Raw genomic sequence first — 25,438 nt, forward strand, 5'->3', positions numbered from 1 at the left:
GCATGCGGCACCTGAAAGACCTCCCCGTCCTCATCCTCGGCCTCGGCGCGTCCGGGCTGGCGATGGCGCGCTGGTGCGCGCGCCACGGCGCGCAGGTGACGGTGGCCGACACGCGCGAGGCGCCGGCCCTGCTCGACACGCTGCGTGCCGAGTGGCCCGAGGCGGTGTTCGTCGGCGGGCCGTTCACGGGCGCGCTGATCGAGGGCACGCCCATCCGCGCCGTCTACCGCTCGCCGGGCCTGAGCCCCGAGACCATCGCGCCGGTGGCCGATGCGGCGCGTGCGGTCGGGCTGCCGGTGGGCGGCGAGCTCGACCTGTTCGCGCGTGCGCTGGCGGATCTCGCCATCGTCGAGACGCCGGCGGTGGTCGAGGTGGAAGAAGAAAGCGCGGCGCAAGGCGAACTGGCGCTGGAGGCGGCGGTGCCGGCCGAGAGCGAGCCGGTGCCCGAGGCGGAGGCGCCTGTCGCGCTGCCCGAAGTTCAAGTGCCGGTCGCGGAAGAAGCAGTCGCTGCAGAAGAGGTCGCGATCGAACCGGCCACACCGGAGGCTCCGGTAGTGGCCGAAGCCATCGAAGTCGTGGCGCCCGCGAGCGAGGCATCGCCCGCAGAGTCCGAACCTGTCGAAGCAACTCACGAGGCACTGCGCGCTCCCGCCGCCGTGCCCGAATCGATGCCGCGCGATCCATCGCTGAGCGTTCCCGTGCTGCAGCCGCCGGAGCCCGAGGCGCCGGTCGCCGATGCGCCCGTGGTGCAGGAAGGCGTCGAGGCCGCGCCGGCGCAGGGCGCCGAACCCGCCGCGATCGAAACGCCGGCGGCCGCCGAAGGCACGCAGCCCGAACCGGCCGAGCCCGCCGAGTCCGAGGCGCCCGCCGCGCCCGTCGCCGCACCGGCTTCCAAGCCCGCGTCGAACCTGCCGGCCTTCACGGTCGGCAAGCCTTACGTCGCCACGGCCGCGAAGGAAGCGGCCGACTTCGTCGCGAAGATCGCCGAGTTCGCCGCCACCAATCCCGCCTCGGCCGTGGCCGAGGAAGAGCCCGCGCCGCAGCCCGAAGCCCAGCCCGAGCCGGCCCCCGCGCCCGAACCCGCGAAGGGCTACACGCCGGTCGTGCTCGCGATCACCGGCACCAACGGCAAGACCACGGTCACGGCGCTGACCGGCCAGCTCATCGAGCGCGGCGGCAAGAGCGTGGCGGTGGCCGGCAACATCGGCCCGACGCTGCTCGACACGCTGAGCGCGCACCTCGACGCCGGCACGCTGCCCGAGGCCTGGGTGATCGAGCTCTCGAGCTTCCAGCTCGACGGCGTGCAGGGCTTCGAGCCCGCGGCCGCGACGGTGCTCAACCTCACGCAGGACCACCTGGACTGGCATGGCGACATGCCGGCCTATGCGCAGGCCAAGTCGCGCATCTTCGGCAAGACCGCGCTGATGGTGCTCAACCGCGACGACCCGGCCGTGATGGCGATGCTCGCCACCGCGGGCCAGGAGCCCGTCAAGCCCGTCGAGGAAGTGGTGAACGCCCGCGGCGCGCGGCGCGCGCCGGCCAAGCCCAAGGCGCAGCGCGTGCAGGTGCGCCCGCACGTCACCTTCGGCGCGAGCATGCCGCAGCGCCCCGGCGACTACGGCATCGAGCGCGTCAACGGCATGAGCTGGCTGGTGCGCGCGCACGAGGCCGACGAGACGCAGAAGCGCAAGCGCGGCCAGGTGGTCGAGGAAGAGATCTTCGTGCAGCGCCTGATGCCGGCCGATGCGCTGCGCATCCGTGGCCGCCACAACGCGATGAACGCGCTGGCCGCGCTGGCGCTCGCGAACGCGGCCGACTGCCCGCTCGGCCCGATGCTCTACGGCCTGCGCGAGTACCGCGGCGAGCCGCACCGCGTCGAGCCGGTGGCGCTGATCGACGACGTCGAGTACTTCGACGACAGCAAGGGCACCAACGTGGGCGCCACCGTGGCGGCGCTCGGCGGCCTCGGCGAGGACCGCCGCGTGGTCGTGATCCTCGGTGGCGAGGGCAAGGGCCAGGACTTCGAGCCGCTCGCGCTGCCGGTGCGCCAGTACGCGCGCGCCGTGGTGCTGATCGGCCGCGACGCGCCGCTGATCGAGGCCGCGCTGGCTGCCACCGGCGTCACGCTGATGCATGCGGGCTCGATGCACGAGGCCGTGCAGCTGGCCGCGCGTCGCGCCCACCCCGGCGATGCGGTGCTGCTGTCACCGGCCTGTGCGAGCTTCGACATGTTCAAGAACTACCCGCACCGCGCGGCGGTGTTCCGCGAGGCCGTGCAGGCGCTCGAGGACGAGCCGCGCGACTTCGGGGAAACCGATTCGACGGAAGGACCGGCATCGTGAACTCCGCCGCCGCGGGCGCCACGCCCAACACCCGGCCCGGCCGCTTCAGCGGCTGGTTCCGGCGCGCGCGCAGCGGCATCGATGCGCTGCCGGTGCACCTGCCGGTGCGCCTCGGCGGCGCCGGCTTCACGCAGACCAAGGCCACGCCGATCCGCGTGCTGGGCTTCGACCAGGCGCTGGTGTGGGTCACGGTCGCGCTGCTGACCTGGGGCCTGATCATGGTCTATTCGGCCTCGATCGCGCTGCCCGACAACCCGCGCTTCGCGCGCGCCGGCTACAGCGCCTCGTACTTCCTCACGCGGCACGCGGCCTCGGTGGTGTTCGCCTTCATCGCCGCGCTGCTGGCCTTCCAGATCCCGATGAAGACCTGGGAGCGCGCCGCGCCCTGGCTGTTCGTGGCCTCGCTGCTGCTGCTGGTTGCGGTGCTGATCCCGCACATCGGCATCAGCGTGAACGGCGCGCGGCGCTGGCTGCCGATGGGCTTCATGCGCTTCCAGCCCTCCGAGCTCGCGAAGGTCGCGATGGTGCTCTATGCCGCCAGCTACATGGTGCGCAAGATGGAGATCAAGGAGCGCTTCTTCCGCGCCGTGCTGCCGATGGGCATCGCGGTGGTGGTGGTCGGCATGCTGGTGATGGCCGAGCCCGACATGGGCGCCTTCATGGTGATCGCGGTGATCGCGATGGGCATCCTGTTCCTGGGTGGCGTGAACGCGCGCATGTTCTTCGTGATCGCCGCGCTGGTGGTGGTGGCCTTCGGCACCATCGTCGCCACCAGCCCGTGGCGGCGCGAGCGGATCTTCGCCTACCTCGATCCGTGGAGCGAGGAGCACGCGCTCGGCAAGGGCTACCAGCTCTCGCATTCGCTGATCGCCATCGGCCGCGGCGAGATCTTCGGCGTCGGCCTCGGCGGCAGCGTCGAGAAGCTGCACTGGCTGCCCGAGGCCCACACCGACTTCCTGCTGGCCGTGATCGGCGAGGAGTTCGGCCTGGTCGGCGTGCTGCTGATCATCGGCCTGTTCCTCTGGCTCACGCGCCGCGTGATGCACATCGGCCGCCAGGCCATCGCGCTCGACCGCGTGTTCTCGGGCCTCGTGGCCCAGGGCGTGGGTGTGTGGATCGGCTTCCAGGCCTTCATCAACATGGGCGTGAACCTCGGCGCGCTGCCGACCAAGGGCCTCACGCTGCCGCTGATGAGCTTCGGCGGCTCGGCGATCCTGATGAACATGGTGGCGCTGGCGATCGTGCTGCGCATCGACTACGAGAATCGAGTGTTGATGCGGGGAGGCCGCGTATGACCGGCCGCACCGCGCTCGTGATGGCCGGCGGCACCGGCGGCCACATCTTCCCGGGCCTCGCCGTGGCCGAGGCACTGCGCGAGCGCGGCTGGCGCGTGCACTGGCTGGGCGCGCCCGGCGGCATGGAAGAGAAGCTGGTGCCGCCGCGCGGCTTCGCCTTCGAGCCGGTGCAGTTCGGCGGCGTGCGCGGCAAGGGCCCGCTCACGCTGTTCCTGCTGCCGCTGCGCCTGCTGCGTGCCTTCTGGCAGAGCCTGCGCGTGGTGCGCCGCGTGAAGCCCGACGTGCTCGTGGGCCTGGGCGGCTACATCACTTTTCCGGGCGGCATGATGGGCGTGCTGCTCAACAAGCCGCTGGTGCTGCACGAGCAGAACTCGGTCGCGGGCCTCGCCAACAAGGTGCTGGCGGGCGTGGCCGACCGCGTCTTCACCGCCTTCCCCGACGTGCTCAAGAAGGCGCAGTGGATCGGCAACCCGCTGCGCGCGGCCTTCACCTCGCAGCCTGCGCCGGCCGAGCGCTTCGCGGGCCGCAGCGGTCCGCTCAAGCTGCTGGTGGTCGGCGGCAGCCTCGGCGCCAAGGCGCTCAACGCGGTGGTGCCGCAGGCGCTCGCGCGCATCGAGCCGGGCACGCGCCCGCAGGTGCTGCACCAGAGCGGCGCCAAGCAGATCGACGAGCTGCGCGCCAACTACGCGGCCGCCGGCGTCGAGGGCGAGCTCACGCCCTTCATCGAGGACACGGCCCTGGCCTATGCCGAGGCCGACCTCATCGTCGCGCGCGCCGGTGCCAGCACCGTGACCGAAATCGCGGCCGTCGGCGCCGCGGCGCTGTTCGTGCCTTTTCCTTCCGCGGTCGACGACCACCAGACCACCAACGCGCGCTTCCTCGTCGATGCCGGCGGCGGCTGGCTGGTGCAACAGACCGATCTCACCCCTGAATTGCTGGCCGATTTGCTACAGAAGACACAACGAACCGAACTGATCGAACGCGCCGAACGCGCCAGGACGATGCAGAAAACCGAGGCCGTCGAGGCGATGGTGCGCGCTTGCGAGGAGCTGGCACGATGAAACACGCGATTCGCCACATCCACTTCGTCGGCATCGGCGGCTCCGGCATGAGCGGCATCGCCGAAGTGCTGCTGAACCTCGGCTACCGCATCACCGGCTCCGACCTGTCCGACAGCGCCACGCTGCGCCGGCTCGCGGGCCTGGGCATCGGCACCTTCGTGGGCCATGCGGCCTCGAACGTCGAGGGCGCCGACGCGGTCGTGACCTCGACCGCGGTGCAGGCCGACAACCCCGAGGTGCTGACCGCGCGCGAGAAGCGCATCCCGGTCGTGCCGCGCGCCGTCATGCTGGCCGAGCTGATGCGCCTGAAGCAGGGCATCGCCATCGCCGGCACGCACGGCAAGACCACCACCACCAGCCTGGTGGCGAGCGTGCTCGCGGCCGCGGGGCTCGATCCCACCTTCGTGATCGGCGGCCGGCTCAACAGCGCGGGCGCCAACGCGCAGCTCGGCAGCGGCGACTACATCGTGGTCGAGGCCGACGAATCCGACGCCTCGTTCCTGAACCTGCTGCCGGTGATGGCGGTGGTCACGAACATCGACGCCGACCACATGGAGACCTACGGGCACGACTTCGGCAAGCTGAAGAAGGCCTTCGTCGACTTCCTGCACCGCATGCCCTTCTACGGCACGGCGATCCTGTGCACCGACGATCCGGCGGTGCGCGAGATCGTGGCCGACGTGACCTGCCCGGTCACCAGCTACGGCTTCGGCGAGGACGCCCAGGTGCGCGCGGTCGATGTGCGCGCCGTCGGCGGCCAGATGCACTTCACCGCGCAGCGCCGCAACGGCGTGACCCTGCCCGACCTGCCGGTGGTGCTGAACCTGCCGGGCGAGCACAACGTGCGCAATGCGCTGTCGGTGATCGCAGTGGCGGTCGAGCTCGGCATCGCCGACGAGGCGGTGCAGCGCGGGCTGGCCGACTTCAAGGGCGTGGGCCGGCGCTTCCAGAGCTATGGCGAGGTCGCGGCCCGGGCCGGCGACGGCAGCTTCACCGTGATCGACGACTACGGCCACCATCCGGTGGAGATGGCCGCCACGCTCGCGGCCGCGCGCGGTGCCTTCCCCGGCCGGCGCCTGGTGCTGGCCTTCCAGCCGCACCGCTACACCCGCACGCGCGACTGCTTCGAGGATTTCGTCAAGGTCATCGGCACCGCCGACGCGGTGCTGCTCGGCGAGGTCTACGCGGCCGGCGAGCAGCCCATCGTGGCGGCCGACGGCCGCACGCTGGCGCGGGCGCTGCGCGTGGCCGGCAAGGTCGAGCCGGTGTTCGTCGACGACATCGCCGCGATGCCGCAGGCCATCCTCGACAACGCGCGTGCCGGCGACGTGGTGCTGTGCATGGGCGCGGGCTCCATCGGCGCGGTGCCGGGCAAGGTGGTCGAGCTCGGCGCGGCGCCGGCGGTGGCCGCATCTTCTTCATCCACGACATCGCAGCACGCTGCGCACAAGGGGGAGGCGTCGTGAGCCTTCAGGATCCCAAACTCTTCGGCAAGGTCGCCGTGCTGTTCGGCGGCAGTTCGGCCGAGCGCGAGGTCTCGTTGATGTCGGGCACCGGCGTGCTCGAGGCACTGCGCTCGCGCGGCGTCGATGCCCATGCCTTCGACCCTTCGCAGCGCGACCTGTCCGAACTCCGGCGCGAGGGCTTCGCGCGCTGCTTCGTGGCGCTGCATGGCCGCCACGGCGAGGACGGCACGGTGCAGGGCGCGCTCGAGATGCTCGGCATTCCCTACACCGGCTCGGGCGTGATGGCCTCGAGCGTGGCGATGGACAAGGTCATGACCAAGCGCATCTGGCAGGCCGACGGCCTGCCCACGCCCAAGTACGTGCGCCTGGCCTTCGACCAGCAGAGCCGCGAACAGGTGATGGCCGTGCCCGACGTGCTGGGCCTGCCGCTGATCGTGAAGCCGCCGCGCGAGGGTTCCTCGATCGGCGTGACCAAGGTCGAGGGCTACTCGCAGATGCAGGACGCGGTGACGCTGTCGGTCAAGTACGACGCCGACGTGCTCTGCGAGGAGTTCATCGAGGGCGAGGAAGTCACCTGCGCCGTGCTCGGCAGCGGCCTCGACGCGCATGCGCTGCCGGTGGTGCGCATCGCCGCGCCCGAGGGCGCCTACGACTACCAGAACAAGTACTTCACCGACGACGTGAAATACCACTGCCCGAGCGGCCTGCCCGAGGCGGAGGAGCGCGAGATCCAGCGCATCACGCTGGCGGCCTACCGCACGCTCGGCTGCCGTGGCTGGGGCCGCGCCGACGTGATGATCCGCGCCAGCGACCGCAAGCCCTTCCTGCTCGAGATGAACACCTCGCCGGGCATGACCAGCCATTCGCTGGTGCCGATGTCGGCACGCGCGGCGGGCATCGCCTACGAGGAACTCTGCCTGCGCGTGCTGGCCACGGCCACGCTCGACGCCACGGGAGGCGCGCACTGAAGATGGCCGACAGCATCCCCACGCCCTTCGACGTCAAGCTCATGAACATCGTCGCGAACCTCGCATTCGTGGCGGTGGGCCTGATGCTGCTCGCCGCGGGCGCCTGGTGGGTGCTGCGCCAGCCTTTCTTTCCGATCGCGGGCATCAAGGTCGACGGCGAGGTGACGCACAACAACGCCGTCACCCTGCGTGCCAACGTGGCGCCGCAGCTCAACGGCAACTTCTTCACCGTCGACCTCGCGCGCGCGCGCACCGCCTTCGAGTCGGTGCCGTGGGTGCGCAGCGCGGTGGTGCGGCGCGAGTTCCCGAACAAGCTGCGCGTGACGCTGACCGAGCAGGTGCCGGTGGCCAACTGGGGCGACGAAGCCAGCTCCAAGCTGATCAATGGCTTCGGCGATGTGTTCGAGGCCAACGTGGCGGAGGTCGACGACAAGCTGCCGCGACTCGACGGCCCGATCGAGCAGGCCGGACAGGTGCTGGGCATGTACCGCGTGCTGCAGCCGATGTTCGCGCCCTACGACCTCGAACTCGACGCGCTCACGCTGTCGAGCCGGGGCAGCTGGCGCGCGCAGCTCGACAGCGGCGCCACGATCGAACTGGGCCGGGGTCAGGGCGAGGAGGTGGCGGCGCGGCTGCAGCGCTTCCTGAAGACCGTGACGCAGGTCGCGGGGCAGTACCGCCGGACCATGGAGGACGTCGAGGGCGCCGACCTGCGCCACAACGACGCCTATGCGTTGCGGTTGCGCGGCGTCACCACCGTGGTGACCGACCCCAAGACGCCCAAGAAGAAATAGACGAATACCGAGGACATATCGATGCCCAAAGAATACAAAGACCTGGTTGTCGGCCTCGACATCGGCACCGCGAAGGTGATGGTGGTCGTGGCCGAGGTGCTGCCCGGCGGCGAGCTCAAGCTCGCGGGGCTCGGCATCGCGCCGAGCAATGGCCTCAAGCGCGGCGTGGTGGTGAACATCGACGCGACCGTGCAGAGCATCCAGCAGGCGCTCAAGGAAGCCGAGCTGATGGCCGACTGCAAGATCGGCCGCGTCTACACCGGCATCACCGGCAGCCACATCCGCGGCATCAACTCCAGCGGCATGGTGGCGGTGAAGGACAAGGAAGTGACGCCGGCCGACGTGGCGCGCGTGGTCGAGACCGCGCGTGCCATCAACATCTCGAGCGACCAGCGCCTGCTGCTGGTGGAGCCGCAGGAGTTCGTGATCGATGGCCAGGACGTGAAGGAGCCGATCGGCATGAGCGGCATGCGGCTCGAGGCCAAGGTGCACATCGTGACCGGCGCGCAGAGCGCGGCCGAGAACATCATCAAGTGCGTGCGCCGCTGCGGCCTCGAGGTCGACCAGCTGATGCTGAACCCGCTGGCCTCGAGCCAGGCGGTGCTGACCGAGGACGAGCGCGAGCTCGGCGTGGTGCTGGTGGACATCGGCGCCGGCACCACCGACGTCGCGATCTTCACCAACGGCGCGATCCGCCACACGGCGGTGATCCCGATCGCGGGCGACCTGATCACCAGCGACATCGCGATGGCGCTGCGCACGCCGACCAAGGACGCGGAAGACATCAAGGTCGAGAACGGCTTCGCCAAGCAGCTGCTGGCCGATCCCGACACGCAGGTCGAGGTGCCCGGCCTCGGCGACCGCGGTCCGCGCATGCTGAGCAAGCAGGCGCTGGCCGGCGTGATCGAGCCGCGCATCGAGGAGATCTTCTCGCTGGTGCAGCAGGTGGTGCGCGAGTCGGGCTACGAGGAGGTGCTCTCCTCGGGCGTGGTGCTCACCGGCGGCAGCGCGGTGATGCCCGGCATGGTCGAGCTCGGCGAGGACATCTTCCTCAAGCCCGTGCGCCGCGGCATCCCGAAGTATTCGAGCGCGCTGTCGGACATGGTCGCGCAGCCGCGCGCGGCCACCGTGATGGGCCTGCTCGAGGAGGCCCGCTTCGCACGCATGCGCGGCTTCAAGGTGGCACAGAAGAACGGGTCGGTAAAAACCGCGTTCGGACGTTTCAAGGACTTCATCGTGGGGAACTTCTGACCATGAGCCACTCCCCACTCTGGCTTGCGCGCGGCAGCCCACCCTTGCATTTCAACGAGCGATGGCGACGAACAGGTCCACCATCACGACGATGAATTCGTTCTCGTCGGGTATCCCAAAAAAGATTCATTCATAGACAACGGCAACTGCAAGATTCAAGGAGTAGAAGATGACCATCGAAATGATCGAAGTCGAAGAGTTCAACCAGGGCACGCAGATCAAGGTGATCGGTGTCGGCGGTGGCGGCGGCAACGCGGTCGCGCACATGATGGAACGCGGCGTGCAGGGCGTGCAGTTCGTCTGCGCGAACACCGACGCGCAGGCCCTGCAGCGCAGCAGCGCGCAGCGCAACATCCAGCTCGGCCTGAGCGGCCTGGGCGCCGGCAGCAAGCCCGAGAAGGGCCGTGAAGCGGCCGAAGCCGCCGTGGACGAGATCCGTGCGGCCATCGACGGCGCCCACATGCTGTTCATCACGGCCGGCATGGGCGGCGGCACCGGCACCGGCGCCGCGCCGGTGATCGCGCGCGTGGCGAAGGAAATGGGCATCCTCACCGTGGGCGTGGTGACCAAGCCCTTCGACTGGGAAGGCGGCCGCCGCATGACCAACGCCGAAGCCGGCCTGGCCGAGCTCGAGGCCAACGTCGACTCGCTGATCGTGGTGCTCAACGAGAAGCTGCTCGACGTGCTGGGCGAGGACATCACCCAGGAAGAAGCCTTCGCGCAGGCCAACGACGTGCTGAAGAACGCCGTGGGCGGGATCTCGGAAATCATCAACGAGTACGGCGGCGTGAACGTCGACTTCGAGGACGTGCGCACCGTGATGGGCGAGCCGGGCAAGGCGATGATGGGCACGGCCGTGTCCTCGGGTCCCGACCGCGCGCGCATCGCGGCCGAGCAGGCCGTGGCCTGCCCGCTGCTCGAAGGCATCGACCTCTCGGGCGCCAAGGGCGTGCTGGTGCTGGTGACTGCATCGAAGAATTCGCTGAAGCTCAACGAGTCGAAGCTCGCGATGAACACCATCCGCGCCTACGCCTCGCCCGACGCGCACGTGATCTACGGTGCGGCCTACGACGACGCCCTTGGCGACGAGATGCGCGTGACCGTGGTCGCCACCGGCCTGTCGCGCGCCGACGCGCGCCGCCAGGCACCGACGCTCGAGGTGATCCGCACCGGCACCGACAACATCCCGTTCAACGTGCCCTCGATGGGCACCGGCCACGGCGGTGGCGGCCACCAGCCCAACTACGAAGGCATGGCCGTGCCCAGCGTGTGGCGCACCAACCGCACGATGGCGGCCGCGAAGGTCGATGCGCTGTCCTCGGGCGGCATGGACGACTTCGAGATCCCGGCCTTCCTGCGTCGCCAGGCCGATTGAGAACCGGACCAGGGCCCGTCGCGGGTATTTCGAAAGAGATGCCGCGCGGCGGGCCCGACCGGACGCAGAGGGTTTGAAGAACTCGCAAGAGGCGCAGGAGGAGGCCCAGATAAAGCCTTCCCGCCTGTATCAGGCGCGTTTTCTTCATCCCTTTGCGTCCATTTGCGGAGTGAGCCCGGCTATGCCGATCGAACGATGCCTATGGGTGTAATAGCCAGGGGATTGGCGCGCCACGCACGTCGCGCGCCTAAAATCGCAGGCGTGCTGCAACAACGAACCCTCAAGTCGATCAGCCGCGCCGTGGGCGTGGGGCTTCACAGCGGGCAGCGCGTGGAACTCACGCTGCGTCCCGCCCCGGCCGACACGGGCATCGTGTTCCGCCGCGTCGATCTGCCCGAACCCGCCGAGATCCGCATGACCGCCGAGGCGGTCACCGACACCCGGCTGGCCTCGACCGTCTCCACCGGCGGCGCCAAGGTCCAGACCGTCGAACACCTGATGTCGGCCTGTGCCGGCCTGGGCATCGACAACCTCTACATCGACATCACCGCCGACGAGGTACCGATCCTCGATGGCTCGGCCTCGTCCTTCGTGTTCCTGCTGCAAAGCGCGGGCATCGAGTTCCAGAAGGCGCCGCGGCGCTTCATCCGCGTGCTGCGCAAGGTCGAGGTGCGCGAGGGCGACGGCGCCAACGAGAAATGGGCCAGCCTCGAGCCGTACCACGGCTACAAGCTCAGCTTCGAGATCGACTTCGACCACCGCGTGGTCAATTCCACGGGCCAGCGTGTGGAGTTCGATCTCGGCAGCGATTCGTACAGCCGCGACATCGCGCGCGCGCGCACCTTCGGCTTCACGAAAGACGTCGAGTACATGCGCACCCGGGGCCTCGCGCTCGGCGGCGGCCTCGACAACGCCGTGGTGATGGACGACACCAAGGTGCTCAATGCCGGCGGCCTGCGCTACGACGACGAGTTCGTGAAGCACAAGATCCTCGACGCGATGGGCGACCTCTACATCATCGGCAAGCCGCTGCTCGCGGCCTACACCGCGTTCCGTTCGGGCCATGCGCTCAACAACAAGCTGCTGCGCGAACTGCTCGCGCACGACGACGCCTACGAGATCGTGACCTTCGCGGACGAGAAGCGCGCGCCGCGCGGCTTCAACGAAGTCGCTCGCGCCTGGTAGGCGAGCCGCGGCCGATCCACCTCGCATGCTCCTCTTTCGCTGGGCCCTGCTGTTCCTCCTGCTGATGGCCGGCGTCTCGTTCGCGTTCTATGCCGGCACCGGCCAACCCAAGTACCGGCGCTTCGGCTGGATCGTGCTCAAGTGGACCTTGCTCGCGGCCTGCGGCTTCTTCGCGGTGCTGATCGCCGAGCGCGTGGCCTGATCCGGACCGGCGCCGCCGGCCCCCCTTCGCCGCGTGGATGGCGATCTACGCTCCTCCGTCCGGAGGAGATTTCATTAAGAATTCCTTTTGTAATATCCGCCCCGAAAAAATTTGATCGGGGAGGGACGGATGAATCCATCGCAACAGGGTGGCGTCTGCGGCGTGGCCAAGCCGCAGGAAGAAAGGGTGGCGGGGCGGATCTTCGGACTGGACCTCTTGCGGGCACTGGCCATTGGCGGTGTGCTCGTCAGCCATCTGCAACTGGTGTTCTGGGGCGGTCGCTCGGCGCTGGCCGGCGTCCTGGGCACTCTGGGCGTCGAACTCTTCTTCGTCCTCAGCGGCTTCCTCATCGGCGGCCTGCTGCTGGACATCCTCGAGCAGGGCGCCGGCCCGCGGGCGCTGTGGACCTTTCTGGTGCGGCGCTGGATGCGCACGGTCCCGCTGTACTACCTGTGGCTCGGCGTGCTGCTGCTGTGCGGGACCTGGGCCGGTGCCACGCGATGGCCCTGGTTCTTCCTGAGCTTCACGCAGAACCTGGCCTGGCCCATGACCAGCGCCTGGTTCGACGTCTCGTGGTCGCTGATGGTCGAGGAGTGGTTCTACCTGCTGTTCGCCACCCTGCTGATCGCGCTGGCCGGCGTCATGCGCGCCTCGCGGGCCCTCGGGATCAGCTGCGCGCTCTTCATCGTGCTGCCCCTGCTGGCGCGCTGGATCGCCGACGACGCGGTCGCCGCCGACTGGGACGCGCGGATTCGCAAGGTCGTGCTGCTGCGCCTCGACGCGATCGCCTATGGCGTGGCCATGGCTTGGCTGATGCGCAGCCGGCGCCGGGCCTGCGATGCGCTCGCGCAGCCGATGCTGGCGCTGGGCCTTGCGCTGGTCGGCGCCTCGGTGCTGAGCAGCCTGGAGCCGGCCTCCTACCAGAGCGCGTCGTGGCGCGCGGGCTTCTTCAGCCTGACCTCGACGGGCTTCGCGCTGTGCTTTCCGGCCGTCGTGCGGATGCGGCAGCCGGGCCGGGGCATGGAGGCGCCGGTGCGCTGGGCCAGCCAGCGTTCGTACGGCATGTACGTCGTCCACCTGTCGGTGATGGAGTTCGCGCGCCGGCTGATGCTCGACGGCGTGCTGCAGCCGCGCGAGGGCGTGCTGCTGGCCTGCCTGGCCACCGCCGTGCTGGCCGAGTTGTCGTACCGGCTGGTGGAGGTGCCGCTGCTGGTCCGGCGTCCGCCGCAGCATGCGCGCGGCGAACGCGGCCATCGCAACCGCCGCGGCATGCGCGTCATCGCTTCCTGAGCGCGCCGGCGCTTCAGCGCGAGCGGCCCTGGCGGTAGCGTCCGGTCGTCGAGGTCGTCAGCGTGGCGGCTTCCGCCAGCCGCGCCAGCGAACGCCCGACCTGCGCATGCGTGATCGCGATGCCCAGCGCGTCGGCCGCGTCGCTGCCGGGCAGGCCCGGCAGGTCGAGCAGGCGCTTCACCATCTCCTGCACCTGCGCCTTGGCCGCCTGGCCATGGCCCGCCACCGCCTTCTTCATCTGCAGCGCGGTGTACTCGGCCACCGGCAGGTCGCTGGTGACCAGCGCGGTCACGCAGGCGCCGCGCGCCTGGCCCAGCAGCAGCGTGGACTGCGGATTGACGTTGACGAACACGATCTCGACCGCCGAGGCGTCGGGCCGGTAGCGCTCGGTGATCTCGGCGATGCCGTCGAACAGCACCTTGAGGCGCTGCGGCAGGCTGCCGCTGGTGACGCTGCGCGTGCTGATGGTGCCGCTGGCCACGTAGCGCAGCGCATGGCCGTCGACGTCGACGATGCCGAAGCCGGTGGTGTTGAGGCCGGGGTCGATGCCCAGGATGCGCATATGTTCTCTAGGCCCCGAAGTACCAGCGCACGGAATGGAAGAAGATCGGCGCCGCGAAGCACAGCGCATCGACGCGATCGAGCAGGCCGTTGGCACCCGTGACGCCCACGCCCTTCTGGCCCCAGTTGGGAATGCCGCGGTCGCGCTTGAGCGCCTTCATCACGAGGTGGCCCATCGAGCCCGCGATGCAGGCGATGACCGAGACCGCGAGCGCCTGGCCGAACTTGAAGGGCGTGATGAAGGAGAACAGGGCGCCCACCAGGCTGGCCACGGCGATGCCGATGCCCCAGCTGGTCCAGTTGAAGCTGCGGCTCACGTTGGGCGCGAAGGGCGCGCGCTGGCTGCGGCGCGAGATCAGGTGCTGCACCAGCACCGAGGTCTGGACCACGAAGACCAGGAAGAACACCAGGAAGGCGCTCTTGCCCTCGTAGCCCGGAAAGCTCAGCAGCAGCAGCGCGGGCACGTGGCTCATGCCGTAGACGCAGACCATGATCCCCCACTGCAGCTTGGCATTGCGCTCGAGGAAATGGCTCGGGTCGTCGGCCAGCGCGCTGGCCACCGGGATCGCGAGGAACACGTAGACCGGGATGAACACGGTGAACAGGTCGAAGCGCGCGGTGGCCACGAGCCAGAACTGCACCGGCAGCACGACGAAGAAGGCGAGGATCAGGCTGCGGTGGTCGCCGCGCCGCGTCGGCGAGAGGGTGATGAACTCGCGCAGCGCGAAGAAGGCGATCAGCGCGAACAGCACCGTGGCCACGGTCTCGCCGAGCGCCCAGCCGATCCAGAAGATCACGGCCATGAACCAGGTGGTGCCCAGCAGCTTGCGGAAGTGCGCGAGCTCGGCCTGCCAGGCGGCGTCGTGCACCGGGTTGCGCCGCTCCCTGAAGCTCAGGAAGAAGGCGGCGGTGCTCACGATCACGAGCACGCCGAAGACGATCAGGAACAGCGCCGCGACCTGCTGCGTGGGGCTGAGGCTGCGCAGGAACTGGTTCATTCTTCTTCAAACGTCGCGCAAGGCGATCACGGCGGCACGCGCGCGGTCGAGGAAAGGGCGCCGCTCCTCGCCGGCCTCGACGCGGATCGGCGCGCCGAAGGTGACGGAGCAGAGGATCGGCACCGGCACGATCTCGCCCTTGGGCATCACGCGCTGCACGTTGTCGATCCAGGCCGGCACCAACACCACCTCGGGGAACTGGGTGGCGAGCGCATAGAGGCCCGACTTGAACTTCTGCGGTTCGCCCGTGTGGCCGCGCGTGCCCTCGGGGAAGATGATGATCGAGTCGCCGCTGCGCAGCGCGTCGATCAGCGGGGCGAGCGGGTCGGCCTCGCGGGCTGCTGGGGGCATGGGCGGCGCAGGTGGCGCGGTTGGCGCTTCGGGGGCGGAGACCGGTTGCGCGGGCAGGTCGAGTTCGCCCTGGATCTCCTTGCGGGCCGGCGCCGTGTCAACGGGCGCGGAGCGCGGCAGCAGCGGCTCCATCGATGGCTCGATGCGTTCGGCGGCGGCGGGCGCCGCGACAGGCTGCACGGGCGTCTCGGCCGCGACCGGCACGACAGGTGCGGGCGGCGAACCGGCGGCCGCCTGCCGCTCCACGTACACCGCGTTGAACACCTCGGTCGTGATCCAGCGCTTGACCGGCGTGTTGGCCCAGTAGTCGCGCGCTGCGATCGGCCGCGTGATGCTGCGCAGCTCCTCGGGCAGCGCGGCCCAGATCATCACCAGGTCGGCATGGCTCTGGTGGTTGGCGAAATAGATGCGCTGCTCGGCCTTCGGCGGGCAGCCGTACCAGCGTGCCTGGGCACCGGTGAGCAATCGCACCACGCCCAACAGCAACCATCCCACGAGCTTCGCCAGCATGGAGGCGATGATACGGGGCATGCGATGGCGTCTTGCTCCTCTTTCCCTGGCCGGGGCCGCGGCCCTGTTCGTGCTGCTGGCACTGCTCGCGACCGTGGGCGCGCGCTGGGGCTGGGTGCGCAGCTTCCTCGGCGACGTGCTGGCCGTGGTCTGGGTCTACCTGGTGTTCAAGGCCTTCATCGAGGCGCGCGTGCTGCCGCTGGCGCTCGCTGCTTTCGGCGTGGGGCTGCTGGTGGAACTGGGCCAGTACCTGGCGGCCGCGTGGCAGCTGCACATTCCCAATCGCGCGCTGCGCATCGTGCTCGGCAGCACGGCCGACTGGTGGGACGTGCTGGCCTATGCGATCGGCTTCGCGGCGGTGCTCGCGGGCGAGGCCCTGTTCAGGGCAGGTCGGCCGAAGGCATCCGCGCCACGATCGTCGATGCCCGTCCGTTGAGGTAGGGCGAGTTGGGTCGGCGCTCGTAGAACTTCGGGCTCGGCAGCATCACCGCGAGGCGCGCCGCTTCGTACGAACTCAGGCGCGCGGCCGGCTTCTTGAAGTAGTACTGCGCGGCCGCCTCCGCGCCGAACACGCCTTCGCCCCATTCGACGCTGTTGAGGTAGATCTCGAGGATGCGCCGCTTGTCGAGCAGCGTCTCGAGCAGCACGGCGAGCACCAGCTCCTGGCCCTTGCGCAGCATGGTGCGTTCGCCCGACAGCAGCAGGTTCTTCGCGAGCTGCTGCGTGATGGTGGAGCCGCCGCGCAACGGTGCCGCCTGCACCGTCTTGCCGCGCGCGGCCGCGCGTGCCATGCGCTTGGCGGCCAGTTCCTCGGCGCGCGCATTGCGCTGGCGCGCGCGCTCGATGGCTTCCCATTCCACGCCGTCGTGGTCGATGAAGCTGGCGTCCTCGCTCGCGATCACCGCGCGCTTGAGGCTGTCGTTGATCTGCGCATAGGGCACCCACTCCTGGCGCCAGGCGCCCTCGCTGCCCTTGTGGATGGCGATCTGCCAGGCCTCGGAACGCTGGAAGGCGGTGCTCTGCGGATCGATGACCGCCATGGCCGCGATGCGCACGACGAAGAACAGTTCGAGCGCGAGGCCGGCCAGCAGCAGGCAGGCGATCCAGCGCAGCGCGGCTTTCATGGTGCTTCAGGCGGCGGCGAGCCGCGCACGCAGCTCGTCGAGCACCTGGGCCGAAGGCGGACGCACGCCGCGCCAGATCTCGAAGGATTCGGCGGCCTGCTCGACCAGCATGCCGAGGCCGTCGCGCGCCACGGCGCCGTGGGCCCGCGCCCATTGCAGGAAGCCCGCGGCCGCGGGGCCGTACATCATGTCGACCGCCAGTGCGTCCGGGCGCAGCACCTGCGCGCCGACCGGCACCGCGTCGCCCGCGAGGCTGGAGGCGGTGGCATTGACCACGAGGTCGAAGTCGCCCGGCACCGCGTCGAGCGCCCAGGCCTCGAGCGAGGCGCCGTGGGCCAGCGCGAGCGCCGCATGCCGGCGCACCAGCGACACGGCCTTGTCGACCGTGCGGTTGGCCACCACCACGCGCGCCGCACCCGCGTCGAGCAGCGGCCCGAGCACGCCGGCCGCGGCGCCGCCGGCGCCGATCAGCAGCAGCGACTTGGCGGCCAGCGGCACGCGCGCATTGCGCTCGATGTCGTTGACCAGGCCGATGCCGTCGGTGTTGTCGGCATGGATGTCGCCATCGGCCGCGAAGCGCAGCGTGTTGACCGCGCCCGCCAGCGTGGCGCGCTCGCTGGTGTGCTGCGCGATGCTGGCGGCGTCGAACTTGAAGGGCACGGTGACGTTGCAGCCGCCCGCGTGGTCGCCGCGTTCGGCGGCCTCGCGCCGGAAGGCGGCGATGCCCTCGGCGAAGGCGCCGAGCGCGACCAGCCGGCGCTCGTAGGCGATCGGCTGGTGGCAGAGCTCGGCGAAGCGGGCGTGGATCCACGGCGAGCGGCTGTGCTCGACCGGGTTGCCCATCACGCAGTACAGATCCATGGCGCGGGTCTCCTGGCTTTTTTTTCTTCGGCGGGCCGTCGCGGCTACTGCGACGACAGCTCGATGGTCTCGTCGCGCGTGAAGCGGAAGCGCGACTGGATCACGATCTGGTCGGTCTGGCGGCGCATCGCGTCGGTGAACTTGCCGAAGCTGCCGATGCTGCGCACGATGGCCTGGGCGCGGCGGTCGAGCGTGGTGTTGCCCGAGCTCTCGTCGATCACGGTGTCGAGCAGGCTGCCGTCGTGGTTGATGGTGATCGTCATCTTGAGTTCGCCGTAGAGCTTCTTGCCGGCCGCGGTCGGGAAGTTCTCGGTGCCGCGCACCTCGATGCGCCGGCGCAGCGAATCGACGTACAGCGCATAGGCGGCCTCGCGCGTCGACGGGCTCAGGTAGCGCTTCTTGGGGCGCGCGTTCTCCTCGTTCACGCGGCGCTCGATCTCGGCCAGCAGCTCGACCATCTGGCGGCGTTTCTCCTCGCGCGCGGTGGCTTCCTTGGGGTCGCCGCTCACGCGCGGATCGGGCGGCGGCATGGCCGCGAGATCGCGCTTGAGCTGGGTCAGCAGCTGCATCTGCTGCTGCTGCATCAGGTCGACCTGGCGCTGCGCCTCCTCGGCGGAATCGCCGACCGCGCTGAAGGAGGAGGGCGGCAGCGGGCTGGTGGCGCGGCCGCGCTCGAGGTCGCCGCCGCCGGCGAGCGAGGTCTGGGCCATCACACGGGCCTGGGGATCCGGCGCTTCGTTGGTCTTCGAGTTGACGAGGATCACTTCGAGCGGCGTCTCGGTGAACGCGCGGTTGAAGGCCTCGGGGTCGACGAAACGCACCGCCAGCAGCGCGGCATGCGCGATGACGGACACACCCAGCGCAATCTGCAGGGTGCTCAGATCCTTGAGGTTCATGCGGGCGCGTTCTCCACGGCCGCTCCCGTGTCGGGGGCGGCATCGCCATCGGCCAGGTCGACCGCGATCGCGATCGGGCCGGCGACCACCTCTTCCTCGTCCTCGACGTCGTCCACCGCGCCGGCCGCGGGCGCATCGAGGCGCTCGAGCACGGTGCCGCTGACGTCGAGCGCGATCTCGTCGATCTCGCCGAGCTTCACGCGCAGACGCGCGCCGCGTTCCTGCTGGCCGGCCACCGGGAACACCAGCGGCAGCGCGTCGGCGCGCACCAGCGCGCCGTTGGGCAGGTCCTTGATGACGGTGGCCTCGAGCTCGGTGATGCCCTGCTGCTCGAGGTACTTCAGCGTCCAGAAGCGTTCCATGCCGCCCTGGTAGCCGTTGTAGGCCGCATAGGCCGCGTCGAAGCCCGAGAGGATCGAGAACAGGTCGGCGTCCTTGGGCTTGAACGGCGCGGCCAGCGCGGCGGTCTTGCCGTGGCGCGCGGCCGCGATGATCTGCCACTGGTTCACCAGGTCGGTGTAGCGGCGCAGCGGCGAGGTGCTCCAGGCATAGCTCTTCACGCCCAGGCCCGCGTGCGGCAGCGCGCGCGTGCCCATGCGCACCTTGATACCGGGCGCGAGGCTGGCCTGGCTGCGGTAGAGCCCGGGCACGCCGAGTTCGCCGAGCCAGCCGCCCCAGCTGCTGTTGGCCAGGATCATGGCCTCGGACACGATCAGGTCGAGTGGCGCGCCGCGCTGGCGCGTCGTGATCTGCACCTGCTCGGCACCCGTGGGTTCGGCGCCGTCGTTGCCGACCAGGCGGAAGTTGTAGTCGGGCCGGTTGAAGTTCTCGGGCTTGCCGCGCACGACCTCGCGCTGCGCCTTCAGCTGGCGCGCGAGGCGGTGCAGGAACGAGAGCTGCGGGCGGAAGCGCGCGGCGGCGGCCGGCGTGTCCTCGTGCATCACCGAGCTGTCCTCGAGCCAGGACTGCGTCACCACGTGGTCGAGCTGGTCATGGCGCAGGTTGGCAGCGATCGGCACGCGCTCGAGCCTGGTCTCGGTGGACTGCAGTTCGAGCGTGGCTTCGTCGAAGCGCGCATAGAGCGACACGGCCGGGCGGTCGGCGCCCTCGAGCAGCGTGTAGGTGTCGACCACCGCGTCGGGCAGCATCGTGATCTTGTAGCCCGGCATGTAGACCGTGGACATGCGCGCGCGTGCCACCTGGTCGATCGCGCTGCCGGGCGCGAGCGCAAGGCCCGGCGCGGCGATGTGGATGCCGACCGTGACCGTGCCGCTGCCCAGGCCCTGCACCGAGAGCGCGTCGTCGATCTCGGTGGTCTGCGAGTCGTCGATGGAGAAGGCCTCGACACCTTCGGCCAGCGGCAGTTCGTCGGCGATGGCGGGCGCCGTGAGCGCGGGGAAGCCCGTGCCCTTGGGGAAGTTCTCGAACAGGAAGCGGCGCCAGTGGAACTGGTAGGGCGAGTCGATCGCGCCCGCGCGTTCGAGCAGTTCGAGCGGCGCGCGCTGCGAGGCGCGCGAGGCTTCCACCACCGCCTTGTATTCGGGCGCGTTCTTGTCGGGCTTGAACAGGATGCGGTAGAGCTGCTCGCGCACCGGCGCGGGGCACACGCCCTCGGCGAGCTGGCCGGCCCATTCCACGATCTGCGCCTGGACCGCCTTCTTCTTCTCGATCGCGGCCAGCGCCTGCTGCACGATCTCGGCCGGCGCCTTCTTGAAGCGCCCCTTGCCCGCGCGGCGGAAGTAGTGCGGCGCCTCGAACAGCGCGAACAGCGCCGCGGCCTGCTGCGCCAGCGAGGGCTTGTCGCTGAAATAGTCGGCCGCCAGGTCGGCGAAGCCGAATTCGCCCTCGGCCGCGAACTCCCAGGCCAGGTCGAGGTCCATGGCGGCCGCGAGCGCGCGCGCCTCGGCGATCAATTCGGCGGGCGAGGGCTTCTCGAACCGCAGCACGATGTTGGCGCCCTTGACCTTGACGCGCTTGCCGGTCTCGAGCTCGACCTGCGCCGAGGCTTCCGCCTCCGACAGCACGCGCCCGCCGAGGTATTTGCCGGCTTCTTCAAACAATACAAACATGGGCCGGATTCTCCCATGCAGGCGGGGCGGGCCTGTGGCGCGGGAGCCGCAGGCCCCCGATTGGCGCGTTATGGAACGGGGTTGATGAAGGCCATCACGTCGTCCAGGTGGCTCTTCTTGAAGTCGGAGAGGGCGTGGTCGCCGCCTTCGATCAGCTTGACGCGGCTGTCGGCGTAGCGCGCCGACATCTCGTGCCAGTCGAGCACCTCGTCGCCCTTGGCGATGACCGCGAACACGCGCTCGGGGCGGGTCAGCGAGCCGACTTCCATGGCGCGCAGCTCGTGGATGTACTCGGGGCGGAAATAGAAATGCTCGGCCGGGTCGTGCCAGGCGCTCTGGTCGCCGATGTAGAGCGTGAGGTCGCGCGCCGGATGGACGGCCGGGTTCAGCAGCACGGCGCGGCAGCGCGTCATGCCCGCGACGTAGGTGGCGTAGAAGCCGCCGAGCGAGGAACCCACCACCGCCATCGACTTGCGCGGCCAGTCGGCGATGCCCTTCATCACCATGTCGATCGCATCCTTGGGCGAGGGCGGCAATTGCGGGCACCACCAGTGCAGGTTCGGATGCCGCTGCGCCACCCGGTCCGCCACCGCGCGCGCCTTGGTGGAACGGGGCGAGGAACGGAAGCCGTGCAGGTACAGCAGATGGGTGGTTTGTGGTTCCATGCGGGGGGGCGACGGAAAGCGCGTCGATGGCGCGCTGCTTGCGAAGTCCAGGTAATTTTGCATGAGGTCCGTGCCCATCAGATGGCGTCGAGGCGACAAAAACCCCGCGATGCGGGCTTCCCGGAACGGGAGGAGGTCCTCGATGCCTGCGTGGCGCGGCCGGGGCACAACGCGAAAGTATTCATCGCGTGTTCGCATGCCGTGCGCTTCGGGGGTCGACCAAATTCGAAGACGGTTCGAGTGTGTGGGCGAAGCGCGCGATGCACATCCCATGAAAGGGTGAGGCTTCGCGGACCTGCGACAGCGTGCGCAGGCTTATGCTTCGGCCCCATGACTAACGAGGACCCCCATGACGCTACGTCCCGCCGCTGGGGCGTGCTCGTGGTCGAGGACGACAGCCGCGCGCGCGCCTTCTTCGAGACCAGCGTGCAGCGCAGCCCGCAGCTGTTCTGGCTCGGTAGCGCCGGCACGGTGAACGAGGCGCTGGGCTGGCTCGCGCGCACCGCCACCATTCCCGACGTCCTGCTGGTCGACCTCGGCATGCCCGACGGCACCGGCCTCGACGTGATCCGCGACGCGGTCGCGCGCTTTCCGGGCTGCGAGCCGCTGGTGGTGTCGGTGTTCGGTGACGAGGAGAACGTGCTCGCGAGCATCGAGGCCGGCGCCGTCGGCTATATCCACAAGGACGCCGCGCCCGAGGACATCGCCCAGACCATCGTCGAGATGAAGGCCGGCGCCTCGCCGATCTCGCCCATGATCGCGCGCCGCGTGCTCGCCAAGTACCGCAGCCTGCAGTCGGCCAGCGTGCCGGGCACGGCCGAGCCGGAGGCCGCGCCCGACGCGGGCGAGCGCGCGCTGCTGTCGGCGCGCGAGCACGAGGTGCTGACCTTGATCGCGCGCGGCTTCTCGTACGCCGAGATCGCGCGCCTCAAGGGCCTGAGCGTGCACACGGTGCAGACCCACATCAAGAACCTCTACGGCAAGCTCGCGGTGCATTCCAAGAGCGAAGCCGTGTTCGAAGCCACGCGACTGGGGCTGCTGTCGCGCTCTGGCTGAGACGGGACATCCGTGCTCCGGACCCTGCGCGGGCGGCTGCCCGCGATGCCGATCGCGCCGTGGCTGCTGCTGCTCGTCCTGGCCCTCTGGAGCGGGTGGGCCGGATGGGCGCATGCCGCCGACGCGCCGATCGAGCTGCGCCGCGGCACGGTCACCACCGAGGTCGACGGCGTGCGGCGCAGCGAGCCGGTCGAGTTGTCCTACCACTGGGACCGGCAGCACCGCGGCCGCTCCGGCTTCGCGAGCTTCGACCTGCCCTTCGAGCTGGCGGCCGCGCCGAGCATGCCCTGGGGCATCTTCATTCCGCGCACCGGCAACGTGTTCGAGGTGGAGCTCAACGACGCGCTGCTGCAGGTCTACGGTGACCTCTCGCAGGGCAACGGCGCCGACTACGCCAAGGCGCCGATCTACGTGCCGGTGCCCAGCGAGTTGCTGAAGGCCGGCCGCAACCAGTTGCAGATCCGCATCCGCGCCGACAGCGCGCGCCGTGCCGGGCTGTCGCCCGTGTTCATCGGCCCGGCCGACCCGGTGCGCAACGGGCTGTTCGAGCCGGCCTACGCCTGGCGCTTCACCGCCTCGGTGCTGCTGACGGCCTTCAGCCTGATCGTCGGCGCCATCGCGCTGGCGCTATGGGTCACGCAGGTCGACGCGACCACGGCCGGGCAGCCGCGCCGCGACGGCATCTACCTGTGGGCGGCGCTGGCCGAGTTCTGCTGGGCGATCCGGGTGGCCGACGGCGTGATCGCCGAGCCGCCGCTGCCCTGGGTGCCCTGGGGCGTGCTGATGGCGGCCTGCTATGCCGGCTGGGCGGCCTCGGCCATGATGTTCTGCTACCACCTGGCCGACTGGGGCCGCACGGCGCACACGCGCTGGCTGCGCTGGCCGCTGCTGGCCGTGGTGCTGGGCACCGTGGTCTCGACCACGCTCGCGCTGCAGCGCGAGGAGCCGATCTGGCTCACCGGCTGGCTCGCGATCGAGATCGTGGTGATCGCGGTCTTCGTCGGCGCCTTCGTCGGGTCCACGGCGCGGCGGCCCAGCGCCGAGCGGCTGCTGGTGGCGGCCGCGGCCCTGCTCACGCTGGCCTTCGGCGTGCGCGACTGGCTGGTGATCCGCCTGAGCGACGCCTATGGCGAAACCACCTGGGTGCGCTATTCGTCGGTGTTCTTCGGCATCGCGCTGCTCTTGATCGTGCTGCGGCGCTTCCGCGCGGCCAGCGTGGCGGCGCGCGGCGCGGTCCGCACCCTGGCCGAGCGGGTGGCGCAGCGCGAGCGCGAGCTGGCCTCGACCTATGCCGAGCTCGAACGGGCGGCGCGCGACCAGGCGCGCACCCACGAGCGCGAGCGCATCCTGCGCGACATGCACGACGGCGTGGGCTCGCACATCAGCTCGGCCATTCGCCAGCTGCAGTCGGGCCAGACCAGTTCCGAGGAGCTGCTGCGCACGCTGCGCGACTCGATGGACCAGCTCAAGCTGTCGATCGACTCGATCCACCTGCCGCCGGGCGACGTCGGCGCGCTGCTGGCGGCGTTCCGCTACCGGCTCGAGCCGCGGCTGGCCACGGCCGAGATCGCGCTCGACTGGGCGGTGGACGAGGTGACGCCGGTGGCGCACCTCGATGCGCACGGCATGCGGCAGCTGCAGTTCCTGCTGTTCGAGGCGATCTCGAACGTGCTGCAGCACGCCCGGGCGCGGGTGCTGCGGCTGGAGGCGTGCATGGAGGGCACGGCGGTGGCGCTGCGCGTGATCGACGACGGGCGCGGCTTCGACGCCAGCCAGCCGCCGCGCTCGCTGGCCGAGCGCGCGGGGGCCATCGGGGCCCGGCTGGCGCTCGAAAGCCGACCGGGCCGCACGGTCGTTCAACTGGTCTTCGATTGAGCGGAGGCAGCGGGCGCGGATAATCCGCGCCCATGTCCGCCGTGTTCAATCAGCCCTCCCTGGCGCGCCGGGTCGCGCCCATCTTCCAGGGCTTCGACGGCTTTCTGGCCTTCGCCGTGCTGCTGCTGGCCTTCGCGGGCCTGCTGACGATGTACTCCTCGGGCTACGACCACGGCACCCGCTTCTTCGACCATGGCCGCAACATGCTGCTGGCCGGCTTCATCATGTTCGTGGTGGCGCAGGTGCCGCCGCAGCGGCTGATGCTGGCCGCCGTGCCGCTCTACGCGGCGGGGGTGGCGCTGCTGATCGCGGTGGCGCTGTTCGGCATCACCAAGAAGGGCGCCACGCGCTGGATCAACGTGGGCATGGTGATCCAGCCCAGCGAGATCCTGAAGATCGCCATGCCGCTGATGCTGGCCTGGTGGTTCCAGCGCCGCGAGGGGCAGCTGCGGCCGCTCGACTTCGTGGTGGCGACCGTGCTGCTCGCGGTGCCGGTGGGCCTGATCATGAAGCAGCCCGACCTCGGCACCTCGCTGCTGGTGCTGGCGGCCGGCCTGGCGGTGATCTTCTTCGCCGGGCTGCCCTGGAAGCTGATCGTGCCGCCGGTGCTGCTGGGCGCCGTGGCGATCACGCTGATCGTGAGCTTCGAATCGCAGCTGTGCACCGACGGCGTCGACTGGCGCGTGCTGCACGACTACCAGAAGCAGCGCGTGTGCACGCTGCTCGACCCGAGCAAGGACCCGCTGGGCAAGGGCTTCCACATCATCCAGGGGATGATCGCCATCGGCTCGGGCGGCGTCGGCGGCAAGGGCTTCATGCAGGGCACGCAGACGCACCTCGAGTTCATTCCCGAGCGCACCACCGACTTCATCTTCGCCGCCTATTCCGAGGAATTCGGCCTGGTGGGCAACCTGGCGCTGATCTCGGCCTTCATCCTGCTGATCTTCCGCGGGCTGGCGATCGCGCTCAATGCCCCCACGCTGTTCTCGCGCCTGCTGGCGGGCGCGGTGACCATGATCTTCTTCACCTACGCCTTCGTGAACATGGGCATGGTCAGCGGCATCCTGCCGGTGGTGGGGGTGCCGCTGCCCTTCATCAGCTATGGCGGCACGGCCATGGTCACGCTGGGGTTGGGGCTGGGGATCCTGATGTCGATCGCGCGAGCTCGAAAACTGGCGCAGTCGTAGCGGGAAACACCGCGGAACCGGCTTTGCCGGGCCGCTGGTGTTGCCCCCGGTAGGGG

At 69.9% G+C, this 25,438-nt stretch carries 23 protein-coding genes; 15 read left to right on the forward strand and 8 right to left on the reverse strand.

Going from position 1 to position 25,438, the window contains the following annotated elements:
- The first annotated feature begins 2 nt into the window (after positions 1-2).
- From BM109_RS34555 to BM109_RS34600, 11 genes are all read left to right on the forward strand, one after another.
- Complete coding sequence (locus BM109_RS34555; RefSeq protein ID WP_093353375.1) at positions 3-2,342, forward strand: Mur ligase family protein; 2,340 nt, start codon at positions 3-5, stop codon at positions 2,340-2,342.
- Positions 2,339-3,637, forward strand: a complete 1,299-nt coding sequence (gene ftsW / locus BM109_RS34560) for a putative lipid II flippase FtsW (RefSeq protein ID WP_093353377.1) — start codon at positions 2,339-2,341, stop codon at positions 3,635-3,637. Before BM109_RS34555 ends, ftsW begins: the two co-directional genes overlap by 4 nt.
- Positions 3,634-4,698 (forward strand): undecaprenyldiphospho-muramoylpentapeptide beta-N-acetylglucosaminyltransferase, encoded by a 1,065-nt coding sequence (gene murG / locus BM109_RS34565; protein ID WP_057591185.1) that lies wholly within the window; start codon positions 3,634-3,636, stop codon positions 4,696-4,698. Before ftsW ends, murG begins: the two co-directional genes overlap by 4 nt.
- Positions 4,695-6,164, forward strand: coding sequence for a UDP-N-acetylmuramate--L-alanine ligase (murC, locus tag BM109_RS34570; protein ID WP_093353380.1), 1,470 nt, complete (start codon positions 4,695-4,697; stop codon positions 6,162-6,164). Before murG ends, murC begins: the two co-directional genes overlap by 4 nt.
- Positions 6,161-7,132, forward strand: a complete 972-nt coding sequence (locus tag BM109_RS34575; protein ID WP_093353382.1) for a D-alanine--D-alanine ligase — start codon at positions 6,161-6,163, stop codon at positions 7,130-7,132. Before murC ends, BM109_RS34575 begins: the two co-directional genes overlap by 4 nt.
- 2 nt (positions 7,133-7,134) lie before the next feature.
- The gene (locus BM109_RS34580; RefSeq protein WP_093353385.1) at positions 7,135-7,926 is read left to right on the forward strand and encodes a cell division protein FtsQ/DivIB; all 792 of its coding nucleotides are present in this window, start codon (positions 7,135-7,137) and stop codon (positions 7,924-7,926) included.
- Positions 7,927-7,947: 21 nt separating this feature from the next.
- Positions 7,948-9,177, forward strand: coding sequence for a cell division protein FtsA (ftsA, locus tag BM109_RS34585; protein WP_093353387.1), 1,230 nt, complete (start codon positions 7,948-7,950; stop codon positions 9,175-9,177).
- 169 nt (positions 9,178-9,346) lie between these two features.
- Positions 9,347-10,552: a cell division protein FtsZ gene (ftsZ, locus tag BM109_RS34590; protein ID WP_093353389.1), complete on the forward strand. Its 1,206-nt coding sequence runs from the start codon at positions 9,347-9,349 to the stop codon at positions 10,550-10,552.
- Between the two features lie 261 nt (positions 10,553-10,813).
- The gene (gene lpxC, locus BM109_RS34595) at positions 10,814-11,737 is read left to right on the forward strand and encodes a UDP-3-O-acyl-N-acetylglucosamine deacetylase (protein WP_093353392.1); all 924 of its coding nucleotides are present in this window, start codon (positions 10,814-10,816) and stop codon (positions 11,735-11,737) included.
- A gap of 25 nt (positions 11,738-11,762) precedes the next feature.
- On the forward strand, positions 11,763-11,939 hold the full coding sequence (locus BM109_RS41395) for a hypothetical protein (protein ID WP_172705536.1): 177 nt from the start codon (positions 11,763-11,765) through the stop codon (positions 11,937-11,939).
- Between the two features lie 129 nt (positions 11,940-12,068).
- Complete coding sequence (locus BM109_RS34600; RefSeq protein ID WP_093353394.1) at positions 12,069-13,229, forward strand: acyltransferase family protein; 1,161 nt, start codon at positions 12,069-12,071, stop codon at positions 13,227-13,229.
- A gap of 13 nt (positions 13,230-13,242) precedes the next feature.
- Here BM109_RS34600 and ruvC read toward each other — a convergent pair whose 3' ends face one another.
- Genes ruvC through BM109_RS34615 form a run of 3 tightly spaced genes read right to left on the reverse strand, consistent with a single transcriptional unit; the run spans position 13,243 to position 15,649 of the window.
- Positions 13,243-13,791, reverse strand: coding sequence for a crossover junction endodeoxyribonuclease RuvC (gene ruvC / locus BM109_RS34605; protein ID WP_093353397.1), 549 nt, complete (start codon positions 13,789-13,791; stop codon positions 13,243-13,245).
- 7 nt (positions 13,792-13,798) lie between these two features.
- Entirely contained in the window at positions 13,799-14,788 is a 990-nt protein-coding gene (locus tag BM109_RS34610) for a phosphatidate cytidylyltransferase (protein WP_093353400.1), read from the reverse strand.
- Between the two features lie 6 nt (positions 14,789-14,794).
- Positions 14,795-15,649 carry a lysophospholipid acyltransferase family protein gene (locus BM109_RS34615; protein ID WP_093353402.1) on the reverse strand — a complete coding sequence of 285 codons (855 nt, stop codon included), beginning with the start codon at positions 15,647-15,649 and terminating at the stop codon, positions 14,795-14,797.
- Between the two features lie 7 nt (positions 15,650-15,656).
- Between BM109_RS34615 and BM109_RS34620 the strand changes: the two genes are divergently transcribed.
- Entirely contained in the window at positions 15,657-16,085 is a 429-nt protein-coding gene (locus tag BM109_RS34620) for a ribosomal maturation YjgA family protein (protein WP_093353695.1), read from the forward strand.
- On the opposite strand, the gene BM109_RS34625 is transcribed toward BM109_RS34620, so the two are convergent.
- The 5 genes from BM109_RS34625 to BM109_RS34645 form a co-directional block, all read right to left on the reverse strand.
- Entirely contained in the window at positions 16,030-16,773 is a 744-nt protein-coding gene (locus BM109_RS34625) for a transglycosylase domain-containing protein (RefSeq protein ID WP_093353405.1), read from the reverse strand. The genes BM109_RS34620 and BM109_RS34625 overlap by 56 nt on opposite strands.
- Before the next feature lie 6 nt (positions 16,774-16,779).
- Entirely contained in the window at positions 16,780-17,634 is an 855-nt protein-coding gene (aroE, locus tag BM109_RS34630; protein WP_093353407.1) for a shikimate dehydrogenase, read from the reverse strand.
- 44 nt (positions 17,635-17,678) lie between these two features.
- Positions 17,679-18,530 (reverse strand): energy transducer TonB, encoded by an 852-nt coding sequence (locus BM109_RS34635; protein WP_093353410.1) that lies wholly within the window; start codon positions 18,528-18,530, stop codon positions 17,679-17,681.
- Positions 18,527-20,599 (reverse strand): ribonuclease catalytic domain-containing protein, encoded by a 2,073-nt coding sequence (locus BM109_RS34640; protein ID WP_093353412.1) that lies wholly within the window; start codon positions 20,597-20,599, stop codon positions 18,527-18,529. The genes BM109_RS34635 and BM109_RS34640 overlap by 4 nt, the downstream gene beginning before the upstream one ends.
- Positions 20,600-20,667: 68 nt before the next feature.
- Positions 20,668-21,264, reverse strand: coding sequence for a YqiA/YcfP family alpha/beta fold hydrolase (locus tag BM109_RS34645; RefSeq protein WP_057591165.1), 597 nt, complete (start codon positions 21,262-21,264; stop codon positions 20,668-20,670).
- A gap of 330 nt (positions 21,265-21,594) precedes the next feature.
- Between BM109_RS34645 and BM109_RS34650 the strand changes: the two genes are divergently transcribed.
- The 3 genes from BM109_RS34650 to rodA are packed head-to-tail and all read left to right on the forward strand — an operon-like array spanning position 21,595 to position 25,382.
- Positions 21,595-22,320: a response regulator gene (locus BM109_RS34650; protein ID WP_093353415.1), complete on the forward strand. Its 726-nt coding sequence runs from the start codon at positions 21,595-21,597 to the stop codon at positions 22,318-22,320.
- Between the two features lie 12 nt (positions 22,321-22,332).
- Positions 22,333-24,195, forward strand: a complete 1,863-nt coding sequence (locus BM109_RS34655) for a sensor histidine kinase (protein ID WP_256222973.1) — start codon at positions 22,333-22,335, stop codon at positions 24,193-24,195.
- A gap of 32 nt (positions 24,196-24,227) precedes the next feature.
- Positions 24,228-25,382 (forward strand): rod shape-determining protein RodA, encoded by a 1,155-nt coding sequence (rodA, locus tag BM109_RS34660; protein ID WP_093353417.1) that lies wholly within the window; start codon positions 24,228-24,230, stop codon positions 25,380-25,382.
- Positions 25,383-25,438: the final 56 nt, after the last annotated feature.

The organism is Variovorax sp. PDC80 (assembly GCF_900115375.1).
In the GTDB taxonomy this organism is placed as follows: Bacteria; Pseudomonadota; Gammaproteobacteria; order Burkholderiales; family Burkholderiaceae_C; genus Variovorax.